The organism is Kosakonia quasisacchari (genome assembly GCF_004331415.1).
In the GTDB taxonomy this organism is placed as follows: Bacteria; Pseudomonadota; Gammaproteobacteria; order Enterobacterales; family Enterobacteriaceae; genus Kosakonia; species Kosakonia quasisacchari.
Genome location: NZ_SJOP01000009.1, coordinates 171521 through 195364, shown reverse-complemented (window position 1 = coordinate 195364; position 23844 = coordinate 171521). Strand labels below are relative to the sequence as shown.

At 50.2% G+C, this 23844-nt stretch carries 26 protein-coding genes; 2 read left to right on the top strand and 24 right to left on the bottom strand.

The features are described from left to right. Position 1: 1 nt before the first annotated feature. The gene (locus E0L21_RS12060; RefSeq protein ID WP_131409768.1) at positions 2-2782 is read right to left on the bottom strand and encodes a flavocytochrome c; all 2781 of its coding nucleotides are present in this window, start codon (positions 2780-2782) and stop codon (positions 2-4) included. Positions 2783-3418: 636 nt separating this feature from the next. On the opposite strand from E0L21_RS12060, the gene E0L21_RS12050 reads away from it, so the two are divergent. Both E0L21_RS12050 and fumA read left to right on the top strand, forming a co-directional pair. Further along, positions 3419-4930, top strand: coding sequence for an anion permease (locus E0L21_RS12050; RefSeq protein ID WP_131409764.1), 1512 nt, complete (start codon positions 3419-3421; stop codon positions 4928-4930). A 52-nt stretch (positions 4931-4982) separates the two neighbouring features. Further along, a complete protein-coding gene (fumA, locus tag E0L21_RS12045; RefSeq protein ID WP_131409762.1) occupies positions 4983-6632 on the top strand; it encodes a class I fumarate hydratase FumA in 1650 nt (549 codons plus the stop codon). 70 nt (positions 6633-6702) lie between these two features. Here the strand turns inward: fumA and E0L21_RS12040 are convergent, their stop codons facing one another. The 23 genes from E0L21_RS12040 to E0L21_RS11930 form a co-directional block, all read right to left on the bottom strand. Beyond that, the gene (locus tag E0L21_RS12040) at positions 6703-6984 is read right to left on the bottom strand and encodes a hypothetical protein (RefSeq protein ID WP_131409760.1); all 282 of its coding nucleotides are present in this window, start codon (positions 6982-6984) and stop codon (positions 6703-6705) included. Positions 6985-7000: 16 nt separating this feature from the next. Further along, entirely contained in the window at positions 7001-7375 is a 375-nt protein-coding gene (locus E0L21_RS12035; protein ID WP_131409758.1) for a hypothetical protein, read from the bottom strand. A gap of 43 nt (positions 7376-7418) precedes the next feature. Further along, on the bottom strand, positions 7419-7937 hold the full coding sequence (locus E0L21_RS12030; protein ID WP_131409756.1) for a hypothetical protein: 519 nt from the start codon (positions 7935-7937) through the stop codon (positions 7419-7421). Positions 7938-7967: 30 nt separating this feature from the next. After that, positions 7968-8684 (bottom strand): hypothetical protein, encoded by a 717-nt coding sequence (locus E0L21_RS12025; protein WP_131409754.1) that lies wholly within the window; start codon positions 8682-8684, stop codon positions 7968-7970. Positions 8685-8730: 46 nt separating this feature from the next. Beyond that, a complete protein-coding gene (locus tag E0L21_RS12020) occupies positions 8731-8958 on the bottom strand; it encodes a hypothetical protein (RefSeq protein ID WP_131409752.1) in 228 nt (75 codons plus the stop codon). A gap of 141 nt (positions 8959-9099) precedes the next feature. Further along, positions 9100-9873: a hypothetical protein gene (locus E0L21_RS12015; RefSeq protein WP_131409750.1), complete on the bottom strand. Its 774-nt coding sequence runs from the start codon at positions 9871-9873 to the stop codon at positions 9100-9102. A gap of 20 nt (positions 9874-9893) precedes the next feature. Continuing rightward, complete coding sequence (locus E0L21_RS12010; protein ID WP_131409748.1) at positions 9894-10148, bottom strand: hypothetical protein; 255 nt, start codon at positions 10146-10148, stop codon at positions 9894-9896. A gap of 136 nt (positions 10149-10284) precedes the next feature. Beyond that, positions 10285-10959, bottom strand: coding sequence for a hypothetical protein (locus E0L21_RS12005; RefSeq protein WP_235855230.1), 675 nt, complete (start codon positions 10957-10959; stop codon positions 10285-10287). A 39-nt stretch (positions 10960-10998) separates the two neighbouring features. Beyond that, positions 10999-11391, bottom strand: coding sequence for a DUF4150 domain-containing protein (locus E0L21_RS12000; RefSeq protein WP_016495682.1), 393 nt, complete (start codon positions 11389-11391; stop codon positions 10999-11001). 4 nt (positions 11392-11395) lie between these two features. Further along, the gene (locus E0L21_RS11995) at positions 11396-12001 is read right to left on the bottom strand and encodes a DUF3540 domain-containing protein (RefSeq protein ID WP_131409746.1); all 606 of its coding nucleotides are present in this window, start codon (positions 11999-12001) and stop codon (positions 11396-11398) included. Then, entirely contained in the window at positions 11998-13083 is a 1086-nt protein-coding gene (locus tag E0L21_RS11990; protein WP_131409744.1) for a pentapeptide repeat-containing protein, read from the bottom strand. The genes E0L21_RS11995 and E0L21_RS11990 overlap by 4 nt, the downstream gene beginning before the upstream one ends. Then, complete coding sequence (locus tag E0L21_RS11985; RefSeq protein WP_131409742.1) at positions 13080-15620, bottom strand: DUF2169 family type VI secretion system accessory protein; 2541 nt, start codon at positions 15618-15620, stop codon at positions 13080-13082. Before E0L21_RS11985 ends, E0L21_RS11990 begins: the two co-directional genes overlap by 4 nt. A 106-nt stretch (positions 15621-15726) precedes the next feature. After that, positions 15727-16149 (bottom strand): hypothetical protein, encoded by a 423-nt coding sequence (locus E0L21_RS11980; RefSeq protein WP_131409740.1) that lies wholly within the window; start codon positions 16147-16149, stop codon positions 15727-15729. 21 nt (positions 16150-16170) lie between these two features. Beyond that, entirely contained in the window at positions 16171-16542 is a 372-nt protein-coding gene (locus E0L21_RS11975; protein ID WP_131409738.1) for a hypothetical protein, read from the bottom strand. Between the two features lie 18 nt (positions 16543-16560). Continuing rightward, positions 16561-16878 carry a hypothetical protein gene (locus tag E0L21_RS11970; RefSeq protein ID WP_131409736.1) on the bottom strand — a complete coding sequence of 106 codons (318 nt, stop codon included), beginning with the start codon at positions 16876-16878 and terminating at the stop codon, positions 16561-16563. 169 nt (positions 16879-17047) lie between these two features. Further along, on the bottom strand, positions 17048-17416 hold the full coding sequence (locus E0L21_RS11965) for a DUF3592 domain-containing protein (RefSeq protein WP_131409734.1): 369 nt from the start codon (positions 17414-17416) through the stop codon (positions 17048-17050). A 109-nt stretch (positions 17417-17525) separates the two neighbouring features. Further along, a complete protein-coding gene (locus E0L21_RS11960; protein ID WP_235855229.1) occupies positions 17526-17885 on the bottom strand; it encodes a DUF3592 domain-containing protein in 360 nt (119 codons plus the stop codon). A 158-nt stretch (positions 17886-18043) separates the two neighbouring features. After that, positions 18044-18391, bottom strand: coding sequence for a DUF3592 domain-containing protein (locus E0L21_RS11955; RefSeq protein ID WP_131409732.1), 348 nt, complete (start codon positions 18389-18391; stop codon positions 18044-18046). A gap of 224 nt (positions 18392-18615) precedes the next feature. Continuing rightward, positions 18616-18975, bottom strand: a complete 360-nt coding sequence (locus tag E0L21_RS11950; protein ID WP_131409730.1) for a hypothetical protein — start codon at positions 18973-18975, stop codon at positions 18616-18618. Between the two features lie 149 nt (positions 18976-19124). Further along, positions 19125-19505, bottom strand: coding sequence for a hypothetical protein (locus E0L21_RS11945; RefSeq protein WP_131409728.1), 381 nt, complete (start codon positions 19503-19505; stop codon positions 19125-19127). Between the two features lie 8 nt (positions 19506-19513). Beyond that, a complete protein-coding gene (locus tag E0L21_RS11940) occupies positions 19514-21769 on the bottom strand; it encodes a type VI secretion system Vgr family protein (RefSeq protein WP_131409726.1) in 2256 nt (751 codons plus the stop codon). A 60-nt stretch (positions 21770-21829) separates the two neighbouring features. Then, a complete protein-coding gene (locus E0L21_RS11935) occupies positions 21830-22207 on the bottom strand; it encodes a DcrB-related protein (protein ID WP_131409724.1) in 378 nt (125 codons plus the stop codon). A 142-nt stretch (positions 22208-22349) separates the two neighbouring features. Next, the gene (locus E0L21_RS11930; RefSeq protein ID WP_131409722.1) at positions 22350-23822 is read right to left on the bottom strand and encodes a serine/threonine protein kinase; all 1473 of its coding nucleotides are present in this window, start codon (positions 23820-23822) and stop codon (positions 22350-22352) included. Positions 23823-23844: the final 22 nt, after the last annotated feature.

The window sequence follows — 23844 nt, the reverse complement described above, 5'->3', positions numbered from 1 at the left end:
GTTAGCCGCGTTTGGCGCGCATCGCCGCCTGGTGTCCCGCCAGTGAGCCGAAGATAATGATATCGGCAACGGCGTTCCCGCCGATACGGTTGCCGCCATGCAGGCCGCCAACCACTTCACCGGCAGCGTAGGCACCCGCAATCACCTGGTTTTCCGTGTTCAACACTTCGGTTTCGGTGTTAATAGTCACCCCGCCCATGGTGTGGTGCACGCCCGGCGCAATCTGAATCGCGTGGAACGGACCTTCGTTGATCGGCGCACGCAGCGCGGTGGTGCGACCAAAGTCTTCATCGTGCTGTTTTTCCACAAAGCCGTTGTAGCGCTCAAGTGTCGCCAGGAAAGCGTGGTAATCGATACCCAGTTTATCCGCCAGTTCGCGCGGCGAGCTGGCGCTGGTGACCAGACCACGCGCGATATACTCGTCTGCCGCTTTGTTTTTCGCTCTGACATGCTCATCAAACACGATGTAAGCGTAATGTTCCGGCAGGGCGATGATTGCCGCCGAGACTTTATCGCGGGTCGACATTTCGTTAAAGAAGCGCTTGCCTTGCTGACTAACGAGGATAGCACCGCCGCCGCGAATCGATTCTGAAATCAGGTACGACGTATTCTGCTCAACGGTCGGGTGAATCTGAATTTCACCCATATCCACAGTGCCTGCGCCAATACGTTCCAGCAGTGCAATACCGCCACCGGTCGCGCCTTTATGGTTGGTGGTGACAAAACCGTCCAGATCCGGGCGGTATTTCACTACCATGGCACTGTTGGCGCTGAAACCACCGGTCGCCACAATCACGCTTTTCGCTTCAACCATCACGCTCTCCTGCTCTTCGGTCAGCAGGCGCACACCGCGCACTTCACCTTGCTCGAACAGAATGTCGTCGACTGAAGTATCCAGCATCACATCAATGCCGCGTTTGGTAACGTTACGCACCAAGCCGCTAATCAGGTAGCCACCGACTGCCGATCCGTCGCGCGGACGGTGCGTACGGTCAATGCTCATCCCGCCTGTAGTGGTGATGTCGTTAAGCATAATGCCGCGACGGGCCAGCCATTCAATGGCTTCTGGCGCATTTTCCACAAAGCGGCGCAGCAGCGCCGGGTTGTTTTTGTTACCGCCGCCTTTCAGGGTTTCTGCGTAGAACAGCTCTTTGCTGTCCTGAATGCCTTTCACGCGCTGGAAGCGGGTTTCTGCCGCGTTCATGCCCGCAGAGGCTTTAATGGTGTTACCGCCGAGAGTCGGCATTTTTTCGACAATCAGTACGCTCGCGCCTTCGTCGTGCGCCTGAATTGCCGCCGCCAGACCTGCGCCGCCGCTACCAACAACCACCACGTCATAGCGTTTTGGCTCCTGGGCATCATTGCCCTCTTCTGCCGCCAGCGCTTTGCTGGATTTCACCAGCGCCTTCGATACCGCTTTTTTCACCGCTTCGCTTTGGCTGGTTGCGCCAGAAATCGCGTCAACGTGCGGGCTGTTCGCCGTCAGGATGCGGCCACGGATCTCTTCAAAGCTGCTGGTGAATTCAACGCTATCAACGGTACTTGAGGCGAGTTCAATATCGACGATGCGATCGGTGTCGAGGCTAACGTTGATAACCAGTTCGTTTGCATCGTCCTGAACCGTTTCAGCAAAAAGACCTGGCTTAAATTTCGATGCGCCCATGCTCATGTCGCGGATCATCGCCTCGACCAGCGAGAAACGCCACAGCGGTTCCGGGATGTTCAGCGCTTCACGCTGGGTGCTGTCGATAAACAGCTCCAGGTTTTCACCACTGGCGATACGCGCCGTCCAGTCCGGATACGCGATGCATGCGCGGCCTACTGCCATCAGATCATAACCGTGATCCAGGCCCTGCTCCGCGTCGGCGGCGTTAACGATACCGCCAACACCCATCACCGGGATCTGCGCCAGCGTTGCGGAACGCATGGCACAGTATTTATCAATCAGCGGCGTCGGGTCGCTGGTGTCGTTAATGGAAGAACGCAGTGCCGCACCGACAGAGAAGTGCAGATAATCAACACCGCGTGCCGCCAGTTTTTCCAGCAGGAACATAGTGTCGTCGAAACGGATGCCGGGCACTTCCAGCTCTTCCGGCGAGAAACGGTAGCCGATAATAAAGGCATCGTCGGCGTACTGACGCGCCATTTTATGGGTGATGTCCAGTACGGCCAGCGGGAACTTCGCGCGGTTGTCGCGGCTGCCACCCCACTCATCATCGCGCTGGTTGGAGTTTGGCGAGAAAAATTGCTGGATAAGATAGGTATTGGCCCCGTGAATTTCGACACCGTCGAACCCGGCCTGAATCGCGCGGCGCACAGCTTCACCAAATTTACCAATCATCCCTTCCACTTCGGCGGTGGTCAGGGCAACCGGGGTGGCCGCACCATCACGCGGTGCGGCAATAGCGCTCGGGCCAACCGGAGTACGGCCGCCAATCAACTTCGGTTCGACCATGCGGCCGCCGTGGTAAATCTGCAAAATCGCTTTCGAGCCTTCGGCTTTAATCGCTGCGGCAATTTTCGCCAGCCCAGCGATTTTCTCATCGTTATCAATACCAATAGCACCAGGGAATGCCAAGCCAAGATCATCGACAAAACAGCATTCAACAATAATAGTGCCGATACTTCCGGCGCGGGCGCGATAATATTCCACCAGTTCACTGCTGACAGTGCCGTCAAAATAACCTGTGCAGGTGGTCATTGGCGCCATTAACAAACGGTTTTTCAGTTCTGCGCCATTCGGCAAGGTAAACGGGCTGAGGATGCGTTCGTTGCTGGTCATAATTAAACTCCAAATCTAAAAATTAAAAACTTTGAATTCGGTGACGGATTTATTTTTCGTTATGTTTTTTAATCCTGCTGTCGTGTATTTAATATACCGTGAATTTTAATTACCAAATTAATTACGTTAGTTATAAAACTATTTAACCACCCTAATAACAGAGCTACCTCCAGCGTATTATATTTTTTATATATCGCGTTCACATGACTTTAATTACCGGTAACATTGTGATTACTTCACACTTTTCCTTTCCAGCTTTATGTAAATATTAAAAATCATAAATATCATATAGTTGAATGAAAAACACCTCTTAATGAGAGTAATTATCAGCACCATTTCTTAACATTTACGGTAATTTTGTGAAATTAACCACATAATACTCTGTGGGTATTCATTTTATTAAAAAAAGTGTCGTTCGTTTCGTTTTCTTGATCTCAATCAAGTGTATTTGCCAATGGAGGAGCAATATATAAACACGCTCAGATTTTTATTTAATGCGATTAAATTTGCGTTAAACAGCACATGCCTGAATGTGAAAAGTCTCAATAAAAAATTAAAGTAACTTTTGAAACTAAAATAATCAGAGATTCACTTTCCGCGCATGACCGAATTTTTAACTACTTGTAGATGCTCACTATGACAGAGAAAACAACAACCCCACCGTCTGCTCCTGCAGCCAGTGCAAAAGCCGGAAAGAAAAACCGCCTGATAATGATGGCGTTGCCGATTATCGTGGCAGTGCTTCTGCTGTTTGTTCCAGTGCCGGAAGGTTTACCGCCGTTTGCCTGGCACTACTTCGCCATTTTCGTTGGCGTGATTGTCGGACTGATCTTCGAACCTCTACCGGGTGCGGTTATCGGTCTGACTGGCGTGGTGGTTATCGCGCTGTGTAGCCAGTGGCTGCTGTTCAGCCCTGAACAGCTCGCCGACCCGAAATTCAAGCTGGCTGGCCAGTCCTTTAAATGGGCGGTGAGCGGTTTCGGTAACTCGACAGTGTGGCTTATCTTCGGCGCGTTTATGTTTGCCGCCGGTTACGATAAAACACAATTTGGTCGCCGCCTGGCGCTGATTCTGGTGAAATACCTTGGCCGCCGCAGCCTGACGCTTGGCTACGCCATTACCTTCGCCGATCTGCTGCTCGCACCGTTTACACCGTCAAACACCGCGCGCAGCGGCGGGACAATCTACCCGATTATCGCTAACCTGCCGCCGCTGTACGGTTCTAAACCGAACGATCCCAGCGCGCGCCGCATCGGTTCTTACCTGATGTGGGTGGCGATTACCGCAGCCTGTATCACCAGTTCAATGTTCCTTTCCGCACTGGCACCGAACCTGCTAGCGCTGGCGCTGGTGAAAAGCACCGTTGGCATTAACATCTCGTGGGGCAGTTGGTTTATCGCCTTCCTGCCGCTCGGCGTGCTGTTGATTCTGACCATGCCGCTGCTGGCTTACTGGTTCTACCCGCCAGAAGTCAAAATCAATGACGAAGTGCCGCTGTGGGCAAGCCGTGAGCTGGAAAAACTGGGCAGAATGTCGCGCAATGAAATCCTGCTGCTGGTGTTTGTCTGCTGTGCGCTGCTGATGTGGATCTTCGCCGCCGACTTTATTGAGCCTGCACTTGCTGCTCTGCTGGTGGTTGTGCTGATGCTGTGGACCGGCGTGTTAACCTGGAACGACATTACCAGCAACAAACCGGCCTGGAACACCTTCGTCTGGTTCGCCACGTTAGTTGCCCTCGCAGATGGTCTCTCCACCACTGGCTTTATTGCCTGGTTGGGTAAAGAAGGCGGCCTGCTGATGAGCGGTATCTCTCCGGGGATGGCGACCATCGCCCTGCTGCTGGCGTTCTACCTGCTGCACTATTTGTTCGCCAGCACCACCGCGCACACCACGGCGCTGCTGCCTGCGATGCTGACCATCGCCGCCACAATTCCTGGCATCAATATGGAAGTGGTGGTTCTGGTTCTGTGTACCTCGCTCGGCGTGATGGGCATCATCACCCCGTACGGTACTGGCCCAAGCCCGATTTACTACGGTAGCGGCTACCTGCCGACCAAAGATTACTGGCGTCTGGGCACCATCTTCGGTGCTATCTTCCTGGCCGCCCTGCTGTTGATTGGTTATCCGTGGATCACCATGATGTTCTGATTCGTAACCGCCGGGTTTTCCCGGCGGTTTTATTTTTATGGAGTAAAGAGCTATGTCGAACAAACCCTTTGTTTATCAGGACCCGTTCCCGCTGGCGAAAGACAATACGGAATATTACCTACTGAGCCGTGAATATGTCTCTGTTGCCGACTTCGACGGCCAGCAAGTACTGAAAGTCGAGCCGGAAGCACTCACGCTGCTGGCGCAACGCGCGTTCCATGACGCCTCATTTATGCTGCGCCCTTCCCACCAGCAGCAAGTTGCCGCCATTCTGCATGACCCGCAAGCGAGCGAAAACGACAAATACGTTGCTCTGCAATTCCTGCGTAACTCCGAAATCGCCGCCAAAGGCGTGTTACCGACCTGCCAGGACACTGGCACGGCAATCATTATGGGTAAAAAAGGTCAGCGCGTGTGGACCGGCGGTGGCGACGAAGCCGCGCTGGCGCGTGGCGTGTACAACACCTACATCGAAGACAACCTGCGTTATTCGCAGAATGCACCGCTGGATATGTATAAAGAGGTCAACACCGGCACTAACCTGCCCGCGCAGATCGACCTCTATAGCGTGGACGGCGACGAGTATAAATTCCTCTGCATCGCCAAAGGCGGCGGTTCAGCCAACAAAACCTATCTCTATCAGGAAACCAAAGCGCTGATTACACCAGCGAAGTTGAAAAACTATCTGGTTGAGAAAATGCGTACCCTCGGCACGGCAGCCTGCCCGCCATACCATATCGCATTTGTGATTGGCGGTACGTCCGCTGAATCAACGCTTAAAACGGTGAAACTGGCATCAACCCGCTACTACGATGGTCTGCCGACCGAAGGTAACGAGCATGGCCAGGCGTTCCGTGATGTACAACTGGAACAGGAACTGATGCAGGAAGCGCAGGATCTCGGCCTCGGCGCACAGTTCGGTGGTAAATATTTTGCTCACGATATCCGCGTGATCCGCCTGCCGCGCCACGGTGCCTCCTGCCCTATCGGCATGGGCGTCTCCTGCTCTGCCGACCGTAACATCAAAGCGAAGATCAACCGCGAAGGGATCTGGATCGAGAAAATGGAGCACAATCCGGGGCAGTATATTCCGGAAGAACTGCGCCAGCAGGGTGAAGGCGATGTGGCGAAAATCGACCTCAACCAGCCGATGAAAGCGATCCTCGCGCAGCTTTCCGCGTTCCCGGTATCGACCCGCGTTTCGCTGAACGGCACGATTATTGTGGCGCGCGATATTGCCCACGCGAAGCTGAAAGAGCTGATTGATAACGGCGAAGCGTTGCCGCAGTACGTGAAAGATCACCCGATCTACTACGCCGGCCCGGCAAAAACACCTGAAGGTTATGCTTCCGGTTCGCTTGGCCCAACCACCGCAGGGCGTATGGACTCCTACGTTGACCTGCTGCAATCGCACGGCGCGAGCATGATCATGCTGGCAAAAGGCAACCGCAGCCAGCAAGTGACCGATGCCTGTGCCAAACACGGCGGTTTCTATCTGGGGAGTATCGGTGGCCCGGCTGCCGTCCTGGCGCAGCAGAGCATTAAGAGCCTCGAATGCGTGGCTTACCCGGAACTGGGTATGGAAGCGATCTGGAAAATTGAAGTGGAGAACTTCCCGGCGTTTATTCTGGTGGATGACAAAGGTAACGACTTCTTCCAGCAGATCCAGAACAAACAGTGCGCCGGTTGTAACCAGCGTTAAGTAAGATGTGAAAAACCCCCGGCGGAGTGTCCGACCGGGGGTTTTTTATTGTCCAAAAATCAGCGCATGGTTAGTTGATGCGTAAATCATCTTTCCAGCAGAGCTGATAATAGCGCGCAATAATCTTCGCGAGCGCTTCACGTTCGCAAGCCCCAATGACACTGCCGTCATCCCAGCGTTTAAGGCTCTTTTTATCCAGCGTGGCGTAGCGCGCAGAAACCTCGCAAATCAGTGCCTGTTCATTACGCTGAAAGAAAAGAAACTCGCCCCGGTAAAGCAACTTAAGGCGAATAATGCCCCACTCGACGTCATGAAACTGAAAGGCAGAACTATCGCGCTTCAGTTCCTGCAACTCCTCGCGCCACGCTTTATTGAAAGTCGCTAACCACCAGCAGCGCATAAAGTGTGGCGATGTAGCGGGCAGGCTGCTGCTCTTTATAACTGAAGACAACCAGCGTTTTCCCCTGCCCGTCTTCAAAGCTATGTGCAGAGCAAAGAAGCGAACCCTCTGGCGCAGAGTAACGCGTATAAGCCTCAGGATTGAACGTAATGGCTTTGATTCTTGCCGCCACAGCGGCCTGAATGTGCTCAGGCAGCCGGGCAAAATCCCCGCACTGGTAGAGATCCGGCACAATTGGCTGCTGGCATCGCGGACAAAGCAACTCGACAGGTTGATTAAAAAATCGCGTTTCCACGCCATCGTGCAGCATGATGCGTTTCTTAATGAGCTTGTCGAGTTTCATTGTCGTCACCCTGGCCGGAAAGTTGATCATTCAGATCGACTGTTCAGTCATTCCCAACGCTGATATTAATGACCTGCACTTTGCCGCCGGTGACATCGAAAGCGATATTTTTGTGCGCCAGTGAATACATAATCCACTCTTCGCCATCGCTGTTATCGGTTTCACCCGCGCCATACTGCTCAATCACACGCTGTTTCGCATCGCCGGGCGCTACACCACGCGCGGTATGCAATGTGGAAGAATGCAGCGTTATCTGCCCGATGATGTAACTGTCGATGCTTTTGCCGCGTTGCTGCCAGTCGATATTGGCGCTGTAGATATCAAAGCCCGCAAAAATGTGGCGGTAAAATTTATAGTTTTCATCGCCAAACGGCACTTCTCCGACAAAATCTTCACTGGCTTGTTTCCCCAGCGCCGTCATCAGATCGCGATCCCAGTCCTGCCCCAGGGTGATAGCCTGTTTATTGATCTTCACGGTGAAGTCGTTTTCCGTCAGCGGCGCTTGCGCGGCCTGGGCAGAAAAACCAAACAGCAGCGCAAAAAGAGGGAATATTCGTCGCATTAACCTTTCCATAGCCCATCAAAAGAACCGTTATTTAAGCCAGCTACCCGCCTGATTGACAAGCGTTTTACCCGCCTGAGTCACCACCAGTTTCAGCGGGTTGTAATCGACCAGGTAAAGCACATCGCCATTATGGAATTCTGCGCCAACCACGCGGTTTGCAGCATCCACGCGCGTTTTACCGCGCAGGCTAATCTGCTGGCGGTCACGGTTTCGCGCACCGGTATAAAGCAGGTCATCGCAAGGTGTGGTGAACGCGCCGCAATTATTGCGGATCGCAATCATAAAGCTATCAGTGCGGATAATTTTCGTGGTCGCGCCATTGTGAATAACCTCTTTAACCAGCGCGTAATTTTCCGGGGCGTAATAGTCACCGTGTTCAGGCGGCTGCGTTAAATGCCACGCCAGTTTGTCGCCATTAACAACCAGTGTGGCTTTGCCGTTTTTACCGCCAAAGCTCGAGTCAAACGTAATGGTGGCGGTATTATTTTTAACGTCGCCGCGCAGGTTATCCTGCTGTTCATCCGGGCAATCGATGCGATTGCCGCGCTGAGTAATAAAGCAATATGATCCGGTAAGCTTGTTATTCAGTTGGGATAATTTCAGCGTTAATGTGGATTCGTTGCGTTCACTGCCGTGCCACTGCCCGGAAAAATCAGTTGCCGAGGCAGCGCTGGCGCAACAAGAGAGCAAAAAGCTCGCGACAACAAAATAAAGCCCCTGGTGAGTTGGATTAATACTGTGCATAACGTGCGTCTGTTCCTTATCAGCATCACAGAAAATCAGTTGATTCTTAAGGCCCGTAAAAGAACATCAGTGTCGAGAGGTCGTCGAGATCCGCTTTTGATAACACATTTTTTTCCATCATGTCGTACTGGTAGATAATTCCTTTCATGGGAATCGTCGTCGGATGTTCCCTTGCCATTGCCATTAGCATTTCAATATCCGACGGATTTTTGAGCGCTCTGCTAAGGAATTTAAACAGTAGCGCTTCGCCCTCTTCACGGGTTAAGAGATTCATGAGCATTGTCTCATTGTATTAATTCAGCAGCGAAAACGTGATGGTTGCATTTCTTCCGCTAAATAACGCCATCAATGCTTTTCTGTTTCGCAGCAATATCACTTACACCTTTGAAATGCACGATGGCACTGAAATGCGAATCTACTGATGCTCTTTCCAGATACCTTTTTCATCGAGGAGAATTTTACCGTTTTGTATCACGGTTAAGCTGTTATCAATTTTACTCAACCTATACGTCGTGGTGCCATTTTTAAAGGTGTAGGTGATAATCGGACAGATTGCCTGCTCGCAGTATTGACGCACCACACTACCTTTCAGAGTGACTTCGGCACGATCTTTTTTACGCACGCCGTAATACGTCGCTTCGTTACAATTCACGCCATTACCACACGCCGTAACAAGCTTTATCTTGAATTTATCGGTTTCAAAAAAATCAACGAATGTCTCAGCCGTTTGACTAACCGCTGGCGTGTTAAACGACACGTTCTGAAAACGGCTAACCCATTGTTGCAGAACCTCAGGAATGCGTTTTTCACCCGTATTGCTTTTAGAGTGTGCAACCGATGCCTCTGGCACCACCCATGCGGCAGAAAGCCTGCCATCCGGGTAAATCACAAATGCAGACGCATTTTCCAGATAGAGATCTTTCAGCCAGCCTTCAACGAACAACCCGCCATCCGCAGTGTGTCGCGGTTCGCCATACACATCGAAATTCCCCATAAACGCATCGTAATCTGCTCCCAACACATTTTTTAACGACGCCTGCACCTGCTTATCCATGGTGATATTTTCGACGGTTTCGAGCTTGTCAAAACGGTTAATATTAATAACCGCAGAAGCGCCAAAGGAGAAAAAAGAGAACACGCAAACAAAAAATATCGACAAATGCACATTGCCAGAAAAAACATTTCGCATAAATTTAATTCACATCCTGTTTAACGCACTTTAAATTCAGGAACGGGTATTTCACGATGTTTGTATTTATCATAATTATCTCTCATATTTTTTGCTAATGAGACCATTTCATGAAAGTTCGCGTACTTACTCATCTCATCGTTATCCAAAACAAAACACTTCTGCACATCCCACATACTATTATAAGGCCAAATCATGCAAATGAGGTATTTACCGTCGCTTTGCAAAATAAAGAAATCGCCTTTTTCTTTATGAATAACATTAACATCAGACATGGTTCCCCCTGATAATTCTATAAAATAATAAAGGTACACATGCTAAAACACATCATCGCGAAGCGATGGTCATACTGGCGTCCTGCCAGTGGGCAAAAAAAGCGAAAAGAAACCTTCCTGGGGTGTATTGCACAGGTTAATCCTGAAAATTTCGGAGGGTCATATTTTTTAAATAAGAGGGTTGCGCATAGGGGAAACCAAACCCAATACCGTTCCCTTTTTCATCAACGGGTGTGATCCAGGAAAACGTTTCCTCATCAGAATGCCCATGCGGAACGTCAATTAGCTTTAATTGCGGGTAGGTTTTCTTGACGTCTTCTAACGAAATATTGGCATTCGCCAGATTGTAAGAAATAATAGAAATCTTACCCGCATTATTCAGATCAAGGCGAACTCTCATATTCCTGATTTGTACTCCACCTGCAATAGTGAAAGGTGCAACTTTTAATCGTTCAGCAATATGTGGATCTTCACGAACAAGCGGCTCAGGAATTATTGCATCAAGTGTATTTACATCCTGTCCGACAGTGTTTTTAAGCTGTGTTGCGAAGCGCCATAACGATTCAACGTTAATATTATTTCCTTCTGCAAATGAGTCAACCGAGGGGAATAAAGCCAGGGTAATGACAAGCATTTTAATCAGGCGTCTTACCTTATATATAGGCATTGTACATTTTCTCATTTGGCGAACTCTTTTTCCCCACCACGCCTTCACTAAACGGCATAAATTTTTTGCTCTTCTCGTTACTAAAAGCATTATCCCCGCCAACGGCAGTGGACAGGTTTGGCTGCGCTCCGCCAGGACCCACACCGGCCCCTCCCCTACGTTGTCTTCAAAGCTGACCGTGCGTTACGGTGCCAGCATTAACACTTTGAACTGGCTTGGCACAATGCGCATGCCGATGGCATTAGTGGAGTTTTGCAGGCTGACGCTGGTTAAGCGCGTTGCCGGTGTGCCTTTTAGCAGCACAGTGAATGCGCCGGTCAGGTGACGCGATGGCCCCATCACCGTGCCGGAAGCCACGCCGGTCGCCACGCCAGGGTTATCGCCATTGGTCAGTGGCGTGATGGTCGCCATATTGTGCGCGGGCATGCCCATAAACAGAATATTGAGTGCGTTCGGTATCGCAGTTGGCCCAAGCGCGATATCCGGGTACGGAATCGGCGTTGGTGCGGGCATCGGCGTCAGGCAGACATCCGGAAATGCGAGATCAACACCCATTAACTGGCAGTTTGCAAACATCGAATTACCCCATGTGGATCTGTTCAGAGTCGACTTTGGTGATCGCTTTCGAGGTGATCACCGTGTTTTGTGCGTGCATGCGCAGATAATCATCCGCTTTCATATCCAGTTGCCCGGCGCGCACATGCTCGGTCTGGCGGGTGGTGCGAAACAGGTGCTGGCTCATCTGCGTGACTGTCTGCCAGACGGATTCCGCACGTTTGCCAACAATGCGCGAAAGCGTAACCCACGCGGAAATCTTGTCGCCGCTGTAGTTCATCTCGCTGATATGGCAATCGCCTTTCGCTGCACTGACGTTGAGCGCATCGCTGCTCAGGGTTAACGCGCCCTGGCTTGTGATACGCAAATCGCCCGGCACGCTAAGTTCGGTGGCGTCCGCGTTACCGCGTTCCAGCACCGCGAGTAGCCACATCTGGTTATCGACCGCGCTTATCAGCACCGTATCGCCCGCCTGCGGCGCAATCACACAGCTTACTGCCCGGCGACAGTGCCAGCCGCGCCCGTCGCACTCGACCATCAGGCTGCCATTGTCAAAACAGTGGGTAACGCGTGCGGAAAACTGCCCGCCGGGCAGCGTGGCGAGAGCCAAAGGTTGATTGAGGTTGTTCATTGCAGGTCTCCGTAAATTCGGCTGTGGCGTTCGGCGGTCCAGGCCTCCGCCGCCAGTAACTCTTCGTCGTACTCAAGAATGCCTTTGCGATCGGCAAAACGCGCGCCCTCTTGCCGCGCGCGATGAAAACGGCTGCGTGAGAAAGTCGCGCCGCGAAAATCGGCTTCGCACACCTCCGCGCCGCTGAAATCGGCATAGGTAAAATCACACAGGGTGAAATCGGCCTGCCGGGCCGCAACGTGTTGCAGGATGCTCTGAAAAAAGCGGCTCTGTTTAAAACTGGCCTCCTGTAATGTCGCGCCGACAAAAATCGCCTGATCGAACAGGCTGCCGTGGGCATGCGCGCCGCTCAAATCGGCCTGCATAAATAGCGCCTGCGAGGCGTTAACGTTGTTCAGTCGCGCTTGTTTGAGCGATGCGCCTTTAAAATTACATTGGGTGAGTTGCGCCCCGGTGAAATCAGCGCCATCAAGCTGGTTGTCGGTAAACTGGCAGCCGGTGAACTGATGTTGCGCATAGTTTTTGCCGCGCTGGTCGCAGTTAAAAAACACCGCCCGTTCAAACTGGCTCCCGCCGAGATCCGCTTCGCGCAGATCAATACCGAAGTATGTGGTCAGCAGGTTATGGCAATGATTGAGCTTCGCCCCTTCAAGCGGGCACTCAAACAGGGTCGAACGTTCTAAACGCGCACCGGTAAAAAGACTTTTATTCAGCGGGCTGCGCATAAACTGTGTGCTGTCAAAAGCCGACTGCGAGAAGTCGCAGCCGGTCAATGTGCATTCGTTGAATACGCAACGCAGCAGCGATGTATTACTGAAATTCGCCGTGGCTAAATCGCACTGGTTAAACACGGTCTCTTCGAGGTGTGCCGCAGCAAGCACGGCGCCTGCGAGCTGGCATTCGGTAAAGACGCTCTCCTGCAGATTGCAACCTTGCAGGTTGGCCCCTTCGAAAGAGACCTCCTGAAAAATCCCGCCGGATAAATCACATCCGCGCAGATCGCAGCCATCAAGGTTGAGTTCCATAATGGCCTCGCCGCTTTTCACTTTCTGTTGCAGCTCAGCGGCACTTAACTGACTCATATCACCTCCCCGTCGCGCTTCGGCAGGGTTTTCACGCGTTTGTTATAGGCACCCTCAAATTTCGTGGCGCTGTCCGCTATCGACTGGGAAAGATCGGCGCGGAATAGATTACTGAAACTGAGATCGGCGCCTTCGAGACGGCATTTTTGCATCATCGCACCCATTAAATTGGCGTCGGTAAAACGCACACGCCGAAAATCGGTACGCATAAACAGGCTGCCGGTTAGCGTCGCGCCGCTAAAATCCGCCCCTTCGCATTGCGCCTCGCTGAGATCGCTGTTATCCAGCTTCGCACGAACGAAATGAGCGTCCGTCAGTACCGCCTGGCGTAAATTACTCTGCTTAAGCTGCGCACCGCTGAAATCTGCACCGCACAGCGTGCCACCAGATGCCACCGCGCAGGTGATAAGCGTGGCGTCACGAAACAGGGCTCGCTCCAGCCGACTCTCTACCCAGGAACAGCCGTCCAGGTACGCTCCGGCAAAAGAGGCGCTTTGCAGTTCACACTGGATAAAACTGCTTTTATTCATTTTTGCCGCGCTGAAGTCAGGTTGCGGCAGCGTAAGTTCCATAAACACACAATTATCCAGCGTCGCGTGACGGAATATGCACTGGCTAAAGCCGGTTTTACGCAGCAGCAGGTTTTCCAGCCGCGCATGGCTGAAATCACACGCGTCAAACAGCGCGTCGGTCATTTCAGATTCTTTAAACTGCGCGCCGGTGAAATTCGTCTGACGGCACTGCGCCAGCGCGAGGCTTGCTTCGGTGAAGTTGCATTCACGAAACGAAGCGCCCTGTAAATCCGTACGTGCCAGCATCGCGTGGCTGAAATCAGCGCCATCAAGCTGGCACTGACTGAGGTTGGCACACTCCAGTAGCGCATTACGGAAATTGGCTCCGCGCAAATCCATGCCGGAGAAATCCGCGCCGGTCAAATCCAGCCCGCTGAAATCCCCGCCCTGCGCCATCGTTCTTTCGGCACGCTGGCGAATAATCAGCGCGATATCGCCAGTCAGTTTGATGGCAGGTGGTTGTTCGGCGGCAGACATCAGATAGAGTTTGTGCAGCGCTTCCCGGCTCTGCTTTAGCTTTTTCTCACTCATGTTGTCGGCGTTGCGCTCGAGTAAATCCTGCATGCGCATCATCGACTCAGGCCCGCGCGGCTGATTTTCCTGCGCATTCATCTGCGGGAAACGCGCCTCCATCTCTGCTTTGCGTGTTTCGGCCTGCGCCTGCATGTGTTGGGCTTTGCGCTCCATCTCTTCGATAAACTCAGGCAAATCTTCCAGTTTTGGAAGCGCGGGTTCCTCCATCTCCTGGAGCAGATCGGCGGTGTCCGCGCCCTGTGCTTCCAGCCGCGCGCGATGCTGCTCACGCAGCTGCATGGCGCGGTTTTGCTGGTTATCGCGCATCGGGCTGTGGTTTTCCTGCACCTCGCTGTCGATCCACGGGCCAATAACATCTTCAGGTAGCAGATCTTTTTCACGGAACGCAAACAGCGCGCCTTTCTCTTTATCCAGCCGCTGATGGAGCACTTTGCGATAGTGGTTGACCGAGCGGGCAGCACCGATTTTTTCCAGCGCGGGCATCAGTTGCAAAACGTCTGCGGCATCGTCTTCATTAATACGTTGATTGCCCTGCCAGATAAGCACCATCTGCTCAAGGTGCGGAAAAAACCACACCGTGGTGGCGCGCAGCGCTATCTCTTCAAACAGGATCTCATCGCCGCGCTGGCGCTGCATAAAGCATCGCGCCTGCCACGGCGGCAGTGTTCCTTCCTGCAAATGCTGCTCCGGGTGCATATTCCAGATGCGCCATGCAGCCTGCGGCGGAAGCGCATCTCGCTCTTCCCACCACTGATCGGGGCTGGCGGCGTTAAATACCCGCCAGTCGATATCGGGCGCGAAGCCGGGGAAATCATGCTGTAACCAGTGGGCATCATAGTTTTTGCCCATCCGGCGAAAGCGGCGAGGCCAGAGAAGATCCAGCGGGCCGAAACAGGCTGGTTCAGGTTTTGCGCGCGGAGACGTGACACGCTGATTTAAGAGTTCAATATTTGGCAGGCGACGGAACCGGGTGCCGTTATGGTTTTCTTCCACCGCACCGATACCGTGCGGGTTTTCCTCAAAACCTTCGCCACCGAAAGCACGGCTCCAGTCGAGACGCATCTGTTCAAAAGGTTTGGCGGCGGTCGGGCGTGAACCGGCCCAGTAGCGATCACCAGTGACGGCCAGCGTTTTACTGAGTTCGCCGATTTCAATGCGTACCGCACAAGCGGTTTTATCCTGATGATGGTGCGAGTAAGCGAAGCCGGTAGCGAGGAATTCGGCGCGCGCTTTCGGCATTGCCATATCCAGCACACCGCCGCTGGTTTGCAACTCACTGGCGGCCAGTTGCCACAACTCGACTTCAGGACGTAATTTTGGTTGCGCGCTCATATCCAGCAGCGCAAGAACAGAAACACCCAGGTGATTTTGCCCCTGCAGGCGAAATGGGCGATTAAGCACGCTCAGCCGCAGCGGTTTAATAATCTTCATATAACATCCTTTGGAAGATTAAGCGTATCGTCGGCGTTTTTTTAACGTCAGGAAAGACCGCCTTACGATGAATAAAATTATGTGTGAAGTAAAAACGGACAATGTATTAAACAGAAGTGCCAGAAATATCAGGTAATTGATTTATAACTTCATCGAAAATCATGTCAGCGACTGCAATTCTTTTCGCCGCTAACCCCTGATATTTCACCCGCAGCTTGAGGCCTTGTTTTAATCGATCAATCTCTTTTGTTTTCAGCAGCGCCGCTGCTTTTTTATGTTGTGTTTGCCGGTCGATAACTATGGTGAAATGGAAAATAAAATATTCCCCTTTGCGGGTGGATTTCAGCGGCGACCATGATTCAAGTACGGCCTCTTTTTCCGGGCCATACCAGTCACGCTGAGTAGCACAATCTTTAATGAGTTTTGCGTTGCCGGTTGGTTCGCGCAGGCCTTTAACGGTGAGATAAAGAAAAAGGGCCAATACACACCATGAAAAGAGCGTTGAGTATTTAGCAATTAATTCCATCATTACTGGCAGTGCCTTATTTCGCTAGAACTCGATTTTAATGACCGCTAAACGGCCTTCGTTTCCTTTCTTCACTTTCATCCGCAGTCCTGGACGAATCAATGACATCTGAGAAATATTCACCAGTGTTTTAGCAGTGTAGAGTTTATTATCACCCGGCAGGTGAAAGCGAATATCATAAAAGAAGTCATTACCAAACCGATCGTCTGTGATTTTGCAGGAAATAATTTTGCTTTCGACAATATCTCCCGGCCAAAGATGGCAAGTCAGAAAGATACCAATATCTGCTTTTTTCTTACTCTCCATTCTGGACAGAAAATAAAAAAACAGAGTGGCTATGACGGACACTGCAATACCGCCATACATAAAATATTTCGAGTAATATTCAAGCTCCATTACGGTATTCCTGATGCACTATTTTCGGTACTGAAATAAGATATTTTTATCGTCGAGATACTTTATTTGTATTTCTTTGCCGGGCTCTAACTGATAAGAGCAGAAAGTATTAACGGCATCCGTACCTTTGATTATTCGCTGGACACCATCGAAATCCACCGCCAGTTCATAGACAACGTTGGTGCTGCTGCCGTCATTCGAACCGGTAGCGCACATGCTCAAAATCTTCGCATTAAGCAGCCTGCCGCGCTGATCTGTCTGATACGCTAAATAACATTGCCTGCCTATATATAAAACGAACCCACCAACAAGTGCGATAACAAGAAGAGCCTCCATGGGAATTACCTCATTATGCAAAATATCTATATCGAAAACCATTAATGGGACCGGAAGAGTAAGAGATGCTCATTATATTTTTTGTTGGCGGTTTAAAAAATGCGTAATGAAAAGTTAATTGCTTAAAATTCAAGGCTTATCAGAAATAGTCATCTTTATTTATAGAGAATTATTTATCCAGTGAGGATGGGATATTAATCTTTATTTTCTTAGGTTCTTTCTTTGAGTAAGTCAGAGGCACCTTTGTTCCTTTTTGATATTCTGTAACCTTAACCGCATCAATAACCGCCTTCCCTTCAGTGTTAACGATTTTATGATCAGCGGTAATAAACCGCACCTGAATGTTCACATTGATAAAAGCGGAATTCTCGCCACTGGAACTACGAATGTTAACAATCTCGCCCTGCGCCTGCCCCGCATCAGTCGGGTCAATTTTAACCGACCCTCTACCAGCCATGATGATGTTATAGACGAAGAAAACAAACATACCAAAAAAGACAACCAGCAAGGGATAAGTAACAAAATAAGAAATTGCCATTTGGACCTTTTTATCATGCCGTATAGTTGTTATTAACGCTTTGAATTTTTTTTGAAATGCAACCCGATAGTATAACCAGTCACGCACCGCTCAAAAAAAGCCAGTTAACTTATTCCATTTCGCCCGGCATAAGAAGTACTTGTTGAGGATCCTGAGGGAGATAGTAAAGCACAACAGTGTTGTTCCTCATGATTTTTATTAAATCCTCAGGCGTAAAAAATCTTTTAGTTGTAACGGTTACAGTTTCATTTTTAGTTGTAAACTCGACAACCATGCGAAATCGAGTATTTCCCGTGCCCGATGCGCCAATTTTCTCCTTACTTAAAATTTTCGCTTCTGTTCTAACTCCTTCTTTTTTAAATTTATCGTGAACAACACCTGTATGGTAACAGAATAAAAGGATGCCAATGCAGACAATAAAAATAATTGAGATGGTAAAAACAGGAGAGTCAAACACGATAGCTGCCATGATTTAAATAATTAAAAGAATATAATTTATATTTTTCACAGTCAAAAACGATTGCACTTACTGAAAAACCGTTATTTTTACAGCCTCCGACCTTCAAAAAAAGCCAACCAGGATTATCTTTGCAACTAACCAATTCGATTCACCATTTACAATAATAGTTATTCCATATCTTGAGGGACCAAATAAATCTGTTGAGGATTTTCTGGCAGATAAAATAGCAGCACAGTGTTTTTCCTCATTACCTTGATCAAGTCCTCAGGTGTAAAATACCTTTTAGCCTGTGCACTGACGATACCATCTGTTGTTTCAAATTCCACTTTTACTTTAAATTTAACATTACCCGTACCGGACACACCGATATTTTTCTTATCAATAATCCTTGCCTCTACTTTAATGCCCTTAGCTCTAAACCTGTCATCATCATAACCGGATTTCATAATCCCATAAATAAGCCAGGCTATAACCAATACAATGATCACAATAGACCACATTGATGAATCTGACATCGATTAACCTTATATAAGAACTGTAATATATGGATTTAAATTCTTAATTTAGAAATAGTTACACCACAGTAGGTAATATTCAGCGCACATCCATTTTTAATGATTTTCATCTGGCTGTTTTTGACGGTGTTGGTTTCTGCCTCAACTACCATAGCTGTGCACTAAGCACGATAAAAGAGTAAGACGTTGCCGATGACAACGTCTAGATTAAGCCATATATTTAATTACTTTATCCGACTTTCTGATTCAAGTATCAGCCATATTTTTTTAGGATTTTCTTTCTTGTAGTAAATATCCACTTTGCGCTCTCGCTCGAGAGGCATCATATCTAACACAGTAACAACTTGTGTTTTTTCCAGACTTATATCTTGACCATCTTGCGTAGTAAAAGAAAGCGTAAAGACACATTTTGGCGAACCAGTACCTGAAGTGGATATTTGCTTGATATTATTTATCTTAGCAACTGTCCTTATACCGTTCTTTTTAAAATCATCATGAGCCATCCCTGTATGGAATACCAAATAAATAAGGAAGCATGGCGTTACAATGCTTAATATCAGGCCAACATTATCGCCAGTGAACATTATGACCTCTTAAGATTTATATTTATCGATAAGATGGCTTTAAATGAATAATTTCAACTAGCTAAAATGTAATAACAAAGGAAATTATATGCATATGATACCAATTCAAAACTATCTTTATTCATCGTTTGAAAAAAGCGGCATAGGTTTTATTTATAATCGATAGCCATCACAGCTATACGTGGTGGATTATCAGCATTATATTTTATTATTAGAGTTAAACCTTTCTGAATCTTATGTATCTCATTAGGTCTAACCAGACCTTTTGCGACATATTTTTTCCTTGTGTCATTAATAGTAGCCGTAAAAGTAAAATCGTATAAAAAATCATTGCCGTACTTGGTATCTGTTTGATGCCATGATTCAAGTGACGTCTCAATAATTTGACCACTCCACTTTTCTCTGGATGACCAGTCACGCAGAGTGGTAACTTCATCTTTATTCGGCTTTAATGTTGAAAAGGCCAGTATAATCCCCAGGATAGATACGATAACGCCGATTATTAAGGGAGTTTCTGTAAAAGCACTCATATTCACCTTCATATAAATAAATGAATTGCACTAATAACTAAATTTTGGACAGAGTTTTCAATTTTCGTAAGCGACCTTTTATTATCTATTGTCTTTACTGAATAGCTAACTAATGTTCGACTCATACTTAATGCAGTACTACCATAACTAACTGCCGTCAGCGATGACCCCATGCCTGTCGTGCCTATTGAATTACCAGTTAAAGATACATTATTACCTGTTATGCTTTCATTAAATCCTGTAATTGAAAAAGAATGTACAGAGGTTTTCACCCAATTGGATGGAGACTCTATGCTAATTTTCTTGTCACTTTTTATAGTTATTTCGTTTGGACTTGATATAAACGTTTTCCCTGACTCAATTATTTGAGTCCAGTCGCCTTTAATATTAACGTTAACATCACCGCTGATCGTTTCCCTCTTCCCCCCCGCAACAATGGTTGTTTCCTGTCCCTGATCAAATTTCTCCGTAACTAGTTTAGTAACATGATGCAAATTCGTGCCGTCAATATCGATAATACGATCACCTTTAATATTAACAATATCACCGCCGCTGGTGATATTCAGCGTACGCCCATTCTTGATAGTTTCCGTCTGGCTGTTGTTGAAGGTGGTGGTTTCCGCTTCATCTACCGTGGTCGTGCGCTTCGCACGATAGTGGAACGAGGCGTCGCCGGTGACATCGTCTTTCTGCTCTTTCAGAATGGTCGTCGTGCGATTGCCATCAATGTTGACCGTCTTGTCATTTTCCACCGAGACTTTCATATCTTTTTCGGAATGCAACTCGACAGCTTCGCTTCCGGCGCGATCCTCAAAAAACAGGTAGCTGGCGTTGTCTTTACTGCCGTCTTTGCTGCGGGTCATGAAGCCCATGCGCGTTGAGTCACCCGGCAGTGACCACGGCGGCATGCTGGATTCGTTATAGACGCGTCCGGTGACGATTGGTCTGTCCGGGTCGCCGTTGATAAAGTCGATCACCACTTCGTCGCCCACGCGCGGGATTTGCACCCCGCCGAAGCCCTGCCCCGCCCAGGCACTCGACACACGCACCCAGCAGGAGCTGGTGTCATCGCCTTTTGCCAGCCGGTCCCAGTGGAATTTCACCTTCACCCGGCCATATTTATCCGTCCAGATACTCTCGCCCTGCGGGCCGACCACTTTTGCCGTCTGCGGACCGTAGGTTTTCGGCCACGCCGTCACCGCTGCCGGGCGGAACACCACCGACGACGGAATGACGGTGAAATCGATGCGGTGAATAGTTTCGCCATCGGAACCGCTGGCGTAGCGGTTTTCCTCGAAAAAGTAGTTCGCTTCGGTGGTCAGGTACTCGCCGTTATCACTGAAAAACGGTGCGTTATACAGCGAAAAGGTGTTCCCCGGGGCAACGCCAATCGCCGTGGCGGTGCCCTGAATCTGCTGATGCTCCACCTGCCAGCGCTCCTGGCGGATACGCGCGTAATACTCACCGTGACCGTGCTCGACAAAACGCCCCGGCCAGTCGTAAACATCGATGCTGCCCGGCTGCGGTGATGCGGGGTTCTGCCGCGCCTGGAACAGCCAGGCGTTGGGTTTGCGAAAATCGTAATCATCCAGACTGTAAATGCCCGGCGTCACGCTGTCCTCCAGCGCCCACTGGCTGATGCCCTCTTCATCGGTGCTGCCGCCCGACGGCGTCTGGTGGTACGGAATGGTTTCATACCCGCTGAAGGGCTGATGTTCGGTCGCCGCGTCGGTCAGCACCAGCACATGGCGGTCGGCTTCGTGGCGGAAATGGTAGGCGATACCTTCAAGTTCCATCAGGCGGCTGATGAAATCGAGGCTCGATTCCTGGTACTGCACGCAGTAATCCCACGTGCGGTAGCTACCGGTCAGCTTATCTTCCACGTTCACCTGATATTCGCCGAGCAGCGTTTTCACAATCTGCGGCGCAGTCTGGCCCTGGAAGATACGCAGGTTGCGGTCGCGTTTCATCGGCCACAGATCCGGCTCCACAGTGAGCTGATACACCGCGTAACGGGTACCCGAAAGCTCCACGGCGCTCACCGCCACGCGGGTGATTTTGCCATTGATATGACGCGTTCCCATTCCCTGGGTCGGAATATTAACCGTTACGGATTGACCCAGCAACTTGCTGCGGTCTGCGCGCGCATCGGTGCCCAGTACCGTCAGCGCCAGCGTAAATGACTCCGACAGCGCTTCGCGCCCGGTAAGTTTCCAGAAAAGTAAGCCCTCAACGGGTAACGTCGCCGTGATTCTGTTCTGCATAACGAGAGATCCCTACTCAGTGTCTGTCAGCGGCAATCTCCGCACGGTAAAACCCGCACGCTATTTTGCACGATGAAATTTAATACTCTGGATGATTTGTTGATATTGCTTTTGATTTTCTTCACTGAATTCGCCAGGGCAGGTACCCACGTAGCTCACCATTTTTTTTCCGGCGAGATCGTCGAGCAAAATTAACGTTTGGCGTTGGAAGATAACGTGGTTGTCATTTTTGAACTGGTAGAAGAGTTCCACAGCGGGATAACCGTCCACTTCCAGCATTTCCGACGATTCAAGGTGAAAATCAATGAGCGTCATCTCCAGCTCACGCGTTTTTCGGGCAGCGAGGGCGTGAACTTTATCGTCGGCTTTTGCATTACTTCGCGATACGACAAACGTAAATTCACCGCCACCCTGATTGCTGTGTGTTAATAAATTCATAGTTCTGTCTTTTTAATATAACGAGCGAGACGAGCGTTGTTATTGCAATAAGGAAACATTGCAACATCATGCAATGTGAAAAATGACGCGCGTGGGAAAGGCTTCCCACGCGCTGCCGGGCGTCAGCCCGGAGGAACCATCACTATTGTGCTTGCGGGTTAATAAGCCAGGTGCCTGGCTGCCCAATGGTAATGGTCTGGCTGCGGGTCTGGCCATTGCCCTGCAACACCAGGTTATAACGCCCCGGTTGCAGTTTCAGCGAAGCAAAACCGTTAGTTGCAGGAGAAACAGACTGCGCTTCGCCGTTCAACGTCAGTTTTTCGCCCTCGTTCATGCGAACGAAAATCTGCGCAACCGGCTCCTGCGCCGCAGGTGAGGTAGTCTGGTTTTGTGCCTGCGTCTGCGTGGTTTGCGCAGGCGTCGCCGCAGGGGCGGTGGTTGTCCCCTGCACCGTCTGGCGCGGCGGCTCAGACGCTTGCGGCGTGGTTTGTTGCTGCTCGGCGTTGCTGGTATTCTGCGTCGCCGCATTGTCCGGCGAGGAACTCCCGCCAAACAGCGCCGCACCCGCAATCACCCCAACAATAACGCCAGCGGCCACCAGCCCCGGCACTTTGTAACGTTTAACGCTACTCAGCGCATCGGTTTTTTCCGGTATTTCTTCGACCGGCACCAGCATGGTGCCAGGCTGTTTCACACTCATTACGTCGTCGATCCCGGCGACCGGCATTTCAATCAGCGCGGCAAATTCATCTATCGTTTGCGGGCGATCTTCCATTTTCAGCGCCAGCGCGCGATCCACCGCCTGCAACAGCGTGTGCGAGTAACCCGGCAATCCGCGCTGCGTCAGCGGCACATAGGTGTCCTGGATGCTGCGCACCACACTTACCGGCGGCGGCGAGCCAATAATCAGCGTGTGCAACACCGCACCAAGAGCATAAATATCAGTCCACGGCCCCTGCTCGCTTTCGTTGTCGTCGGTGTATTGTTCAATCGGCGCATAACCGGGACGCAACATGGTTTCGGTTTCATCGGAAACCGAGCCAATACTGCGACGCGCAGAGCCGAAATCGAGCAACACCGGCAGGCCGTTATCCTGAATCTGGATGTTATCCAGCGAGATATCACGGTGCAGGTAGCCTTCGTCATGAATGGTTTTGATAGCGCCCAGCAGCATCGGCAGCATGCGGCGGATCCACGCTTCATTAATCAGCGTCGGGTTCTTTTCACGCAGTCGGGAAAGCGTGGTACCGCTGTAAAACACCGTCCCCATGTAGGCGGTGTCGTTCTGCACCCAGAAGCGCAGTACATGCAGCAAGTTCGGGTGATTGAAGCGCGCCAGCAGACGCGCTTCCTGAATAAAACTGTTCAGCCCGGCGGTAAACGCTTTACTGAAGCGCTCACTGCGCAGCACCAGCGTCATGTCGTCATTACGTACCGCCAGCGACGACGGCATAAACTCTTTAATCGCGATGGTTCGCTCAAGCTGGTGATCCTTGGCGCGATAGACGATGCCAAAACCACCGCCGCCGATCACTTCTAAAATTTCGAACTCGTTGAAGCGATATCCCGGTGGCAGTGCATTCGGTACACTCCGGTTGTTATCGTGATCCGTCATATTGGAAAACTCTCTTGATAAT

Excerpts from the sequence above, each read along its gene's own strand:
- E0L21_RS11930 (WP_131409722.1), bottom strand. The coding sequence starts at position 23,822 with ATGACGGATCACGATAACAACCGGAGTGTACCGAATGCACTGCCACCG.
- E0L21_RS11990 (WP_131409744.1), bottom strand. The coding sequence starts at position 13,083 with ATGAGTCAGTTAAGTGCCGCTGAGCTGCAACAGAAAGTGAAAAGCGGC.
- E0L21_RS11960 (WP_235855229.1), bottom strand. The coding sequence starts at position 17,885 with ATGGCAGCTATCGTGTTTGACTCTCCTGTTTTTACCATCTCAATTATT.
- E0L21_RS12025 (WP_131409754.1), bottom strand. The coding sequence starts at position 8,684 with ATGCACAGTATTAATCCAACTCACCAGGGGCTTTATTTTGTTGTCGCG.
- E0L21_RS12000 (WP_016495682.1), bottom strand. The coding sequence starts at position 11,391 with ATGTTTGCAAACTGCCAGTTAATGGGTGTTGATCTCGCATTTCCGGAT.
- E0L21_RS11940 (WP_131409726.1), bottom strand. The coding sequence starts at position 21,769 with ATGCAGAACAGAATCACGGCGACGTTACCCGTTGAGGGCTTACTTTTC.
- E0L21_RS11950 (WP_131409730.1), bottom strand. The coding sequence starts at position 18,975 with ATGTTCACTGGCGATAATGTTGGCCTGATATTAAGCATTGTAACGCCA.
- E0L21_RS11935 (WP_131409724.1), bottom strand. The coding sequence starts at position 22,207 with ATGAATTTATTAACACACAGCAATCAGGGTGGCGGTGAATTTACGTTT.
- E0L21_RS12035 (WP_131409758.1), bottom strand. The coding sequence starts at position 7,375 with ATGAAACTCGACAAGCTCATTAAGAAACGCATCATGCTGCACGATGGC.
- E0L21_RS11955 (WP_131409732.1), bottom strand. The coding sequence starts at position 18,391 with ATGTCAGATTCATCAATGTGGTCTATTGTGATCATTGTATTGGTTATA.
- E0L21_RS12015 (WP_131409750.1), bottom strand. The coding sequence starts at position 9,873 with ATGCGAAATGTTTTTTCTGGCAATGTGCATTTGTCGATATTTTTTGTT.
- fumA (WP_131409762.1), top strand. The coding sequence starts at position 4,983 with ATGTCGAACAAACCCTTTGTTTATCAGGACCCGTTCCCGCTGGCGAAA.
- E0L21_RS11985 (WP_131409742.1), bottom strand. The coding sequence starts at position 15,620 with ATGAAGATTATTAAACCGCTGCGGCTGAGCGTGCTTAATCGCCCATTT.
- E0L21_RS12060 (WP_131409768.1), bottom strand. The coding sequence starts at position 2,782 with ATGACCAGCAACGAACGCATCCTCAGCCCGTTTACCTTGCCGAATGGC.
- E0L21_RS12020 (WP_131409752.1), bottom strand. The coding sequence starts at position 8,958 with ATGAATCTCTTAACCCGTGAAGAGGGCGAAGCGCTACTGTTTAAATTC.
- E0L21_RS12030 (WP_131409756.1), bottom strand. The coding sequence starts at position 7,937 with ATGCGACGAATATTCCCTCTTTTTGCGCTGCTGTTTGGTTTTTCTGCC.
- E0L21_RS12010 (WP_131409748.1), bottom strand. The coding sequence starts at position 10,148 with ATGTCTGATGTTAATGTTATTCATAAAGAAAAAGGCGATTTCTTTATT.
- E0L21_RS11995 (WP_131409746.1), bottom strand. The coding sequence starts at position 12,001 with ATGAACAACCTCAATCAACCTTTGGCTCTCGCCACGCTGCCCGGCGGG.
- E0L21_RS11945 (WP_131409728.1), bottom strand. The coding sequence starts at position 19,505 with ATGAGTGCTTTTACAGAAACTCCCTTAATAATCGGCGTTATCGTATCT.
- E0L21_RS12050 (WP_131409764.1), top strand. The coding sequence starts at position 3,419 with ATGACAGAGAAAACAACAACCCCACCGTCTGCTCCTGCAGCCAGTGCA.
- E0L21_RS11980 (WP_131409740.1), bottom strand. The coding sequence starts at position 16,149 with ATGATGGAATTAATTGCTAAATACTCAACGCTCTTTTCATGGTGTGTA.
- E0L21_RS11970 (WP_131409736.1), bottom strand. The coding sequence starts at position 16,878 with ATGGAGGCTCTTCTTGTTATCGCACTTGTTGGTGGGTTCGTTTTATAT.
- E0L21_RS11975 (WP_131409738.1), bottom strand. The coding sequence starts at position 16,542 with ATGGAGCTTGAATATTACTCGAAATATTTTATGTATGGCGGTATTGCA.
- E0L21_RS11965 (WP_131409734.1), bottom strand. The coding sequence starts at position 17,416 with ATGGCAATTTCTTATTTTGTTACTTATCCCTTGCTGGTTGTCTTTTTT.